This window comes from Nonomuraea sp. K271 (assembly GCF_009908215.1).
Taxonomy (GTDB): Bacteria; Actinomycetota; Actinomycetes; order Streptosporangiales; family Streptosporangiaceae; genus Nonomuraea; species Nonomuraea longispora.
Genome location: NZ_JAAAHR010000259.1, coordinates 1 through 8,639, shown reverse-complemented (window position 1 = coordinate 8,639; position 8,639 = coordinate 1). Strand labels below are relative to the sequence as shown.

General features: G+C 68.0%; 11 protein-coding genes and 1 tRNA gene. 7 read left to right on the top strand and 5 right to left on the bottom strand.

Annotation, left to right across the window (positions count from 1 at the left end; all coding sequences use genetic code 11):
- Positions 1 to 150: 150 nt before the first annotated feature.
- From GUY59_RS44640 to GUY59_RS44630, 3 genes are all read right to left on the bottom strand, one after another.
- Entirely contained in the window at positions 151 to 471 is a 321-nt protein-coding gene (locus tag GUY59_RS44640; protein ID WP_138208271.1) for an FmdB family zinc ribbon protein, read from the bottom strand.
- Positions 472 to 538: 67 nt separating this feature from the next.
- A complete protein-coding gene (locus tag GUY59_RS44635) occupies positions 539 to 2,044 on the bottom strand; it encodes a potassium/proton antiporter (RefSeq protein ID WP_138208270.1) in 1,506 nt (501 codons plus the stop codon).
- 23 nt (positions 2,045 to 2,067) lie between these two features.
- Positions 2,068 to 2,637 carry a 5-formyltetrahydrofolate cyclo-ligase gene (locus tag GUY59_RS44630; RefSeq protein ID WP_171055612.1) on the bottom strand — a complete coding sequence of 190 codons (570 nt, stop codon included), beginning with the start codon at positions 2,635 to 2,637 and terminating at the stop codon, positions 2,068 to 2,070.
- A gap of 24 nt (positions 2,638 to 2,661) precedes the next feature.
- Between GUY59_RS44630 and galU the strand changes: the two genes are divergently transcribed.
- The 7 genes from galU to GUY59_RS44595 all read left to right on the top strand — a co-directional run bounded on the left by galU (position 2,662) and on the right by GUY59_RS44595 (position 7,230).
- A complete protein-coding gene (galU, locus tag GUY59_RS44625; RefSeq protein WP_132330789.1) occupies positions 2,662 to 3,564 on the top strand; it encodes a UTP--glucose-1-phosphate uridylyltransferase GalU in 903 nt (300 codons plus the stop codon).
- Positions 3,551 to 4,738, top strand: coding sequence for a molybdotransferase-like divisome protein Glp (glp, locus tag GUY59_RS44620; RefSeq protein ID WP_138208268.1), 1,188 nt, complete (start codon positions 3,551 to 3,553; stop codon positions 4,736 to 4,738). Before galU ends, glp begins: the two co-directional genes overlap by 14 nt.
- On the top strand, positions 4,735 to 5,211 hold the full coding sequence (gene moaC, locus GUY59_RS44615) for a cyclic pyranopterin monophosphate synthase MoaC (protein ID WP_138208267.1): 477 nt from the start codon (positions 4,735 to 4,737) through the stop codon (positions 5,209 to 5,211). Before glp ends, moaC begins: the two co-directional genes overlap by 4 nt.
- Complete coding sequence (locus GUY59_RS44610; protein WP_132330794.1) at positions 5,211 to 5,690, top strand: MogA/MoaB family molybdenum cofactor biosynthesis protein; 480 nt, start codon at positions 5,211 to 5,213, stop codon at positions 5,688 to 5,690. Before moaC ends, GUY59_RS44610 begins: the two co-directional genes overlap by 1 nt.
- Before the next feature lie 66 nt (positions 5,691 to 5,756).
- On the top strand, positions 5,757 to 6,401 hold the full coding sequence (locus GUY59_RS44605) for a GNAT family N-acetyltransferase (protein ID WP_138208266.1): 645 nt from the start codon (positions 5,757 to 5,759) through the stop codon (positions 6,399 to 6,401).
- A gap of 124 nt (positions 6,402 to 6,525) precedes the next feature.
- Positions 6,526 to 7,107 (top strand): divisome protein SepX/GlpR, encoded by a 582-nt coding sequence (sepX, locus tag GUY59_RS44600; RefSeq protein ID WP_138208265.1) that lies wholly within the window; start codon positions 6,526 to 6,528, stop codon positions 7,105 to 7,107.
- A 49-nt stretch (positions 7,108 to 7,156) separates the two neighbouring features.
- A tRNA-Ala gene (locus GUY59_RS44595) sits at positions 7,157 to 7,230 on the top strand.
- 84 nt (positions 7,231 to 7,314) lie between these two features.
- Here GUY59_RS44595 and GUY59_RS44590 read toward each other — a convergent pair.
- On the bottom strand, positions 7,315 to 7,695 hold the full coding sequence (locus GUY59_RS44590) for a tyrosine-type recombinase/integrase (protein ID WP_252375239.1): 381 nt from the start codon (positions 7,693 to 7,695) through the stop codon (positions 7,315 to 7,317).
- Between the two features lie 118 nt (positions 7,696 to 7,813).
- Positions 7,814 to 8,248, bottom strand: a complete 435-nt coding sequence (locus tag GUY59_RS44585) for a hypothetical protein (RefSeq protein ID WP_138208263.1) — start codon at positions 8,246 to 8,248, stop codon at positions 7,814 to 7,816.
- Between the last annotated feature and the right edge of the window lie 391 nt (positions 8,249 to 8,639).

The following is an 8,639-nucleotide window of genomic DNA, read 5'->3' as shown; positions in this document are numbered from 1 at the left end:
GTGCCGGGTCGCTGTGGACGGGCTGCCGCTACGGATCACGAGCCGGAGGGCCTGCGCCACCCGATCGCCACCGGGGCCCGGCGCACGCGAACGCCTGCTCGACCGGCGCATACCGAAAACCCGGGCGACACGCCCAGGGGAACGGCGCGGTCAGTTGGAGGCTGCGGCCGGCGCGGGAGCGGAGGTGGACGAACCGGAGTCGCCCGACTTGCTCTCCGAGGACTTCGACGACGAGTCGGACGACGACGCATCAGCCGACTTGGACGACGAGGAGGTCGAGGCGCCAGAGGTCGACGAGCGGCTGTCGGTCTTGTAGAACCCCGAGCCCTTGAACACGATGCCGACGGCGGAGAAGACCTTGCGCAGGTTTCCTTCGCAGCTCGGGCAGACCGTCAAGGCGTCGTCGGTGAACTTCTGGACGACCTCGAGCTGCTCACCGCAGTCGTTGCAGGCGTACTGGTAGGTCGGCACGCGCTTCTCCTTCAGGCTTGGCACTCGAGGGATGCGACTGCTAATGCTAACCGATGCCGTCAATCACCTATTCCAGCCCCCGCTCGCCGTACCAGCCCGCCAGCTTCCCGCTGCGGCTCACGGCGCGGATCCGGCGTTCGACCTGGTCGCGGCAGGAGGCGGTGGCGACGATCAGCAGCTGGTCGTTCGCCCTGACCCTGGTGGTGGTGGCGGGTACGAACGACCTGCCGTCGCGCACGATCAGCGTCACGGCGGCGCCTGCGGGAAGGCGCAGCTCGAAGATCTCCACGCCGTGCAGCCGCGAGCCCGGCGGCACCGTGATCTGCAGCAGGTCGGCCTGGAGCTCCTCCAGCGGCGCCGACTCCACCGCGAGGTCGTGCGCCTCTCCGGGCGCCGTCACCTTGAGCAACCGGGCGACGAACGGCAGTGTCGGCCCCTGCAGCAGGGTGAACACGATGACGATCACGAAGACCTGGTTGAAGATGTCCTTGGAGCCCTCGACCCCGGACGCCCAGGGGATGGTCGCGAGCACGATGGGGATCGCGCCGCGCAGCCCCGCCCACGACAGGAACGCCTGGTCGCGCCAGCTCACCCAGCCCAACCGCAACACCCACGCGGCCGCCGAGCTCGCCATGACGCACAGCGGGCGCACGAGGAGCACCATGACGGTGCCGATGATCAGGCCGGGGATGATCGCCGAGGGCATCTCCCCCGGGTTGGCCAGCAGCCCCAGCATCACGAACAGACCGATCTGCGCCAGCCACGCCGCCCCCTCGGCGAACCCTCTGGTGGCCGCCCGGTGAGGCAGCCGCGAGTTGCCCAGGATCAGCCCGGTGAGGTAGACGGCCAGGAAGCCCGAGCCGTGCAGCAGCACCGCGCCGCCGTACGAGACGAAGGTGAGCGCGAGCACGGCGATGGGATAGAGGCCTGAGGCGGGCAGGGCGACGCGACGCAGCGCGTACGCGCCCGCGGGCCCGACGGCGAGGCCGACCGCCGCGCCGATGAGCAGCTCGACCGTGGTGTCGAGCAGGAACGTTCCCAGGTTGGCGGGCGAGTGCGCCGCCCCGCTGAGCAGCACGACGGCGATCACGGTGGGCGCGTCGTTGAAGCCTGACTCCGCCTCCAGCACGCCCGCCAGCCGGGGCGGCAGCGGCAGCCTGCGCAGCACGGAGAAGACGGCCGCCGCGTCGGTGGAGGCCAGCACCGCGCCGAGGATCAGCGCCGTGTTCCGGTCGATGCCGAGCAGGCCCTGGATGACCAGCGCCAGCACGACGATGCTGACCGCCACCCCCACGGTCGCCAGCACCACGGCTATGGGGACGGATCGCCGCACATGGGACCAGTTGGTGGTGAGTCCGCCCTCGGCCAGGATCACCGCGAGCGCGGTCAGGCCGATCTGCTGGGCCACGGCGGGGTTGTCGAAGGGGATGCCGAACCCGGAATCGCCCAGGAGGAGGCCGAAGCCCAGGAACACCAGCAGGCTGGGCAGACCGGTGCGATGCGCGAGGCGTACGGACGCGATGGCGGCGATGACGATCGCGGCCCCGAGAAGGAGCCAGACATCAAGCGTCATTCAGCCCCCTCTCATCCCTGTGGTCACATAAGACTAGTAAGGCCTGACGGTGTCATGGCATAGCGGATGCGGCGGTCGTGCGGTTCGGACGGGACATCGTCGATCAACTCCCCGTCGTGGAGGAGGGCCACTGTGGGGACGTTGGGACCGACTCTGGCCAGGGCTCGATCGTACGAGCCGCCGCCGCGGCCGAGACGAACCCCCGTCCTCCTGTCGACGGCGAGGGCGGGCACGATCACAAGGGCGGCGGTGCGGATGGCGTCGACGCCGCGGCGGGTGTCGACGGGCTCCATGATGCCGAAGCGCCCGGGGGCGAGCGTGCCCGGTCCGTCGTAGACCGCCCAGTCGAGGTCGTCGTCCTCACGGAGCACCGGAAGGATCACGGTGGCGCCGTGTTTCCACAGAGCGAACACGAGCCCGTGCGTATCCGGCTCCGACCCCGTCGACCAGTAGCAGGCCACCAGACCGGCCATCTGGACCCACGGTTGTTCGAGCAGCGTTTCGCGGACCTTGATGGCGTTTGCCCGTAGTTGCTCGGGGGAGAGTGCACTACGCGCCGCGTTCAGCTCGCGGCGCAGGTTGAGCTTGTCCACAGGTGCCTCCACTAGGGTCTACTCATGGCTGACTTCGACCCTGTGACGAAAGCCGTCGTGCCCGCCGCGGGTCTGGGCACCCGGTTTCTCCCGGCGACCAAGGCGACACCCAAAGAGATGTTGCCCATCGTCGACAAGCCCGCGATCCAGTATGTCGTTGAAGAGGCCGCCTCGGCGGGGCTCCTCGACGTGCTCATGGTCACCGGCAAGAATAAACGGTCGATCGAGGATCACTTCGACCGGGCTTTCGAGCTGGAGGGTGCCCTTGAGGCCAAGGGCGACGAGCACCGGCTGTCCCAGGTTCGTGAGCCCGCCTCGCTCGCGACGCTTCACTACGTGCGCCAGGGCGAGCCCAAGGGCCTCGGCCATGCGGTGCTCTGCGCCAAGCAGCACGTCGGCGACCACCCGTTCGCCTGTCTGCTCGGCGACGACCTGATCGACTACCGCGACCCGCTGCTCAAGCGCATGATCGAGGTGCGTGACACGTTCGGCGGAAGTGTGATCGCGCTGATGGAGGTGCCCAAGGAGCAGGTCTCGCAGTACGGCGTGGCGACCATCGAGGCGACCGCCGAGGACGACGTCGTACGGGTCACCGATCTGGTGGAGAAGCCGCCTGCCGACGAGGCGCCGTCCAACTGGGCGATCATCGGCCGCTACGTGATCGATCCCGCGGTGTTCGCGGTGCTGGAGGACACCCCGCCGGGGCGCGGCGGAGAGATCCAGCTCACCGACGCGCTGCGCACGCTCGCCTCCCGCGGCTCGGCGGAGGGCGGGCCGGTGCACGGGGTGCTGTTCAGAGGGCGGCGCTACGACACGGGCGACAAGCTCGACTATCTGCGGACCGTGGTGAAGTTCGCGGCCGACCGTGAGGATCTGGCGCCGGATTTCGTGCCGTGGCTGCGGGAGTTCCTCGATGAAATCGGTTGACGCGCATCTGGCCGACATCCTGGCCACTGTGCGTCCGCTGGCGCCCCTGGAGCTCGACCTGGAGCAGGTGCTGGGGGCGACGCTGGCCGAGGACGTGTCCTCGCCGGTGCCGCTGCCGCCGTTCGACAACTCGGCCATGGACGGGTACGCCGTACGCGCCGACGACTTGTCGGAAATTCCGGTCACGTTGCCGGTGATCGACGACGTGGCGGCCGGGTCCACCGAGCTGCGGGCCGTCGGGCCCGGTCACGCCGTACGCATCATGACCGGCGCACCGCTCCCCGCGGGGGCCGACACCGTGGTGCCGGTGGAGTGGACGGACGGCGGCACCGTCTCCGTACGCATCGACCGCCGCGCCGAGGCCGGCAACGCGATCCGGCGAGCGGGGGAGGACGTCGAGGCCGGCGACGTGGTGCTCGAGGCGGGCACCGTGATCCGACCCGCGCAGCTCGGCATCATCGCCGGGGTGGGGCGGCGCCGGGTCAAGGCGCGGCCGCGGCCCCGGGTCGTGATCATCTCCACGGGCGCCGAGCTGGTCGAGCCCGGATCGCCGCTGGTCACCGGGCAGATCTGGGAGTCCAACAGCTACACCCTGGCGGCCGCCGTGCGGGAGGCGGGCGCCGAGGGTTACCGCGTCGGCTCGGTCACCGACGATCCTGCCGTGCTGCTTGACCGGCTCGACACCCATCTGGTGCGCGCCGATGCGATCATCACGAGCGGAGGGGTCTCGATGGGGGCGTACGAGCCGGTCAAGGAGGCCCTGTCGCCGCTGGGGACGGTCCGGTTCGAGAAGGTGGCCATGCAGCCGGGGATGCCGCAGGGGTTCGGCGTCCTGGGGGACGACCAGGTGCCGATCTTCGCGCTGCCCGGCAACCCGGTGTCCTCCTTCGTGTCCTTCGTACTGTTCGTACGCCCGGCGCTCGACAGGATGCGCGGCCTGCCCAGCGGCATGCCCTCATCCGTCACCGCCAAGGCCGCCGGGCCCCTGCGTTCGCCGTCGGGGCGCAGGTCGTTCCTGCGCGGCGTGCTCGCGTCCGACGGCACGGTGGCGCCGGTGCACGGGCAGGGCTCCCACCAGCTCGCCGCCCTGGCGACGGCGAACGCCCTGATCATGGTTCCCGAGGACGTCACCGAGGTGCCCACGGGCGCCACGGTGGAGGTGATCAAGCTGTGAGCGAGCTGACCCACATCGACGAGACCGGCGCCGCCCGCATGGTCGACGTCTCCGCCAAGGACGTCTCGGCCCGCACCGCCACGGCGAGCGGCCGGGTGCTGCTGACGGCCGAGACCGTGGCGCTGCTGCGGTCGGGCGAGGTGCCGAAGGGCGACGCGCTGGGCGTGGCGAGGATCGCGGGCATCATGGGGGCGAAACGCACCCCCGACCTGATCCCGCTCTGCCATCCGATCGCACTGCACGGCGTGAAGGTCACCCTGGAGGTCGAGGACTGGGGCGTGGCGGTCACGTGCCGGGCCAAGACGGCCGACCGCACCGGCGTGGAGATGGAGGCGCTGACGGCGGTCTCGGTGGCCGCGCTGGCGCTGATCGACATGGTGAAGGCGGTCGATCCCGGCGCGACGATCACCGACGTACGGGTGGAGGAGAAGCTGGGCGGTAAGACCGGCGGCTGGACCAGGGAGCCGGCGTGATGCGGGCTCTCGTGATCACGGTGTCGAACCGGGCGTCGTCCGGGGTTTATGCCGATAAATCGGGTCCCCTTCTGGTCGAGCTGCTGCGCGGCGAGGCCGGCTGCGACAGCGTCGAAGGGCCCGTGCTGGTGCCCGACGGAGAGGCGGTCGAACGCGCGCTGCGAGACGGCGTGGGGGAGGGCTTCGACGTCATCGTGACCACCGGGGGCACCGGCCTGACGCCTCTCGACCTGACACCCGAGATGACGGCCAAAGTGATCACCCGCGTGATTCCCGGAATAGCCGAGGCCATCCGCCAGGCCAACCGCGAAAAAGTGCCTACGTCTGTACTTTCCAGAGGATTGGCCGGACAAGCGGGTACAACATTGATCGTGAATTTGCCGGGATCTTCTGGAGGTGTACGCGACGGCGTCGCCGTACTCGCGCCTATTCTGCGGCACGCGGTCGATCAGATCCGGGGCGGCGATCACCCGCGCTGACCCGAGCCGGATCTTCGACCACATGACCCGTGGCGACATCGCCCCCGATAGGGGGATGATGGAACCGTGGATCGACTTCGTGGCTGGCCGGCGACTCTTGGCGAAGGTCCGGTCGGCCTGCGGCCTCTACGGATGAGCGACGTGCGCGTGTGGCGCGAGACCCGCCTGCGCAATGCCGACTGGCTGCGTCCCTGGGAGCCGAGCAACCCCGAGACTCCGCTGTTCAGAACCGGTCTCGGGCCCTACATCTCCATGGTCGGCACCCTGCGCCGCGAGGCCAGGCAAGGGCTCGCGCTGCCCTGGGTGGTCACGTACGGCGGGCGCTTCGCGGGGCAGTTGACCGTGGGCGCGATCGTCTGGGGATCCGCCCGCTCCGCCCAGGTCGGCTACTGGATCGACGGCGCGCTGGCCGGCAAGGGCATCACCCCCACCGCCCTCGCCATGGCCGTCGACCACTGCTTTTTCACCACCGGCCTGCACCGGCTGGAGGCCAACATCCGCCCCGAGAACCAAGCCAGCCGAAGGGTGGTTGAGAAGCTCGGATTCCGGGAAGAAGGCATTCGGCGGCGCCAACTCCACATTGACGGAGCCTGGCGTGACCACATCTGTTACGCGTTGACCGTCGAGGACGTGCCTGGCGGGCTTCTCGTGCAGTGGCGTCGGGCACGTGAGTCGGCAACTCACGGCGGTTCTCCCGTCGAAGAGGTTTGACGATCTCGCGACACACCGCACCGAATGCTCGTCAATTAGTGACACGCGGTCTTACGGTGCGTGACGTGAGCACATTGAAGACGCAACCAGCACACTCGCGTCTTCGTGCTGCCCGGAGGTGCCCGTGAGCATTCTCCTCTACCTCGCCATCGTCGTGATGTGGTTGTGCGTCCTCATCCCGATGTGGCTGCGCAGGGACAAGACCAACCTCGCCGAACTCGCCGAACTCGAAGAGCACTACACCGGCGAACACCAGCTTCCCGACCTCGACAACCTCGGCCCCTCCGACGCCGACGAGGACGACGGAACGGTGCCGATGGAGGTCGAGAAGGTCGACGTCCGCCAGTTCCGGCTCCGCCGCCGCGCCATCATCGTGGCCCGCCGGCGCCGCCTGCTGTTCTTCACCGCCCTGCTGGTGCTCGCCTCGATCATCACGGCGGCGGTCAAGATGATCCCATGGTGGGGGGTCGCGCCCTCCGTCGTCATCATGATGACGTACATGGCCTTTCTCCGCATCGCCGTACAGGTGGACAGAGAACGGCGCGAACGTGCCCGACATGCGCGCGCTGAGCGGCTGCGGCGGGCGCGCGAGCAGCGGCACGCCCTCGAGGAGGCGGAGGCCGAAATCATCGATCTCGCCTCGCACCACTCAGACGTCCTGTTCGATCAGTACGCCGAACCACCCAGGCGAGCGGTGGGCGACTGAAACGGTGGCGCGAGGACCCTCCGGAGTTTGCTAATCTGGTCGAGTCCTTGGGGATGTAGCGCAGTCCGGTAGCGCACTTCGTTCGCATCGAAGGGGTCAGGGGTTCGAATCCCCTCATCTCCACCCAGGTCAAAGGCCACTTCCAGTGATCGGAAGTGGCCTTTTTGATCTCCTGAGTGACAAACTGAGTGACATGCTGACGAGCCGCTAATCGTCCGTGAGGTCGTCGAAGATGCGGTCCATGGCCAGCGCGCCGGTTTGGATCACGGGCCGGATCTGATGACGGTAGACGGTCTCAGTCACGGTGGTGCTGGCGTGTCCGCACAGTTTTGCGATCTCGTCTATGGATAGACCGCCGTCGTCAGACAGCAGTGAGACGAAGCTGTGGCGTAGCTCACGGGGTGTCCAGGCGTCGGCATAGATGCCCTTGATGCCTCTGATCGCGTTGCGGAACTCACGCCGTACGTTGTGGGCGTCAAGCGGAGTGCCGATGCGACTGGTGAAGACGAGCCCGTGTTCCTTCCAGCGTTGGCCGGCCGCCTTGCGTTCTTTGGCTTGCTGGCGCTTTTGCTGCTGGAGCGCTTCCACAGCTCGCGTGGGGAGGGCGATGGGAGTAGCTGGGAAATTCCTCGCCCTCGTCATCCTCTGTGACTGTCATCCACAGACGGGCCCCAGGGTTCAACGACAGCGGCTCTGGATACTCCCGTCAGGACGCCGGGACATCCCTGATCGCGGCGGTGAGCCAGACGGTCAGCCCGATGAGGGCCACGAGGGCAATGCCGATCAGCGCAGGCATGTACCAAGCGGGGCAGAGCACTGCAAGATCGTGATTGTCGTTGCCCCGCCATATCGGACCCACGGGATTGAGGACGGTGGCCACAGCAAGAGTGAGCAGATACATCAGACTGAAGAGCCCGCCCGTCGGCGGAACTTCGTTGTCGGCGAAACGGCGCCTCTGCCGGACACGCAGGGCGATCAGGGCCGCTTCGACGGTGAGGACGAGGGTGTAGCCCAGCGCCACCGATCGCGCCGATGCTATCTCGCTGTCCAGTTCATTCAGCAGCACATAGTTCCAGGGAACGTCATACCAGGGATTGCGTCCCGTCGGGTGGGCGGCGATCTGGATCGCGATCAGGTTCACCGCGGCGTACAGGAAAGGGGTGGCTAGAGCGCACAGCAGGGCAGGGGAGCGTGTCGGGTACCTGAGAGCCATATGGATTCGACGATCGACTCGAACCGGAAGTTCAGCCCGGGAAACGATCAACGCCATGCTGGGAAGCGATCTTCCGAGGACCTCTTCCGCCCCAGGCTGGCCGTACTCGTGAACACCTCACCAGGGGCCGTTCTTGAGACGGCTGGACTGAAGTTGACGGGATCCCGTCAGATCATGGCGATCGGGCGGGATTGAATCGCCCCGGCTTCGGTGGAGACTTGATCTCTTGAGAGGATCGAGTCCATGCCAGGTAAGTCTCCCTACCCCGCCGAGCTGCGCCGTCGAGCGGTGCGGATGGTCGCCGAAGTGCGGCCTGATT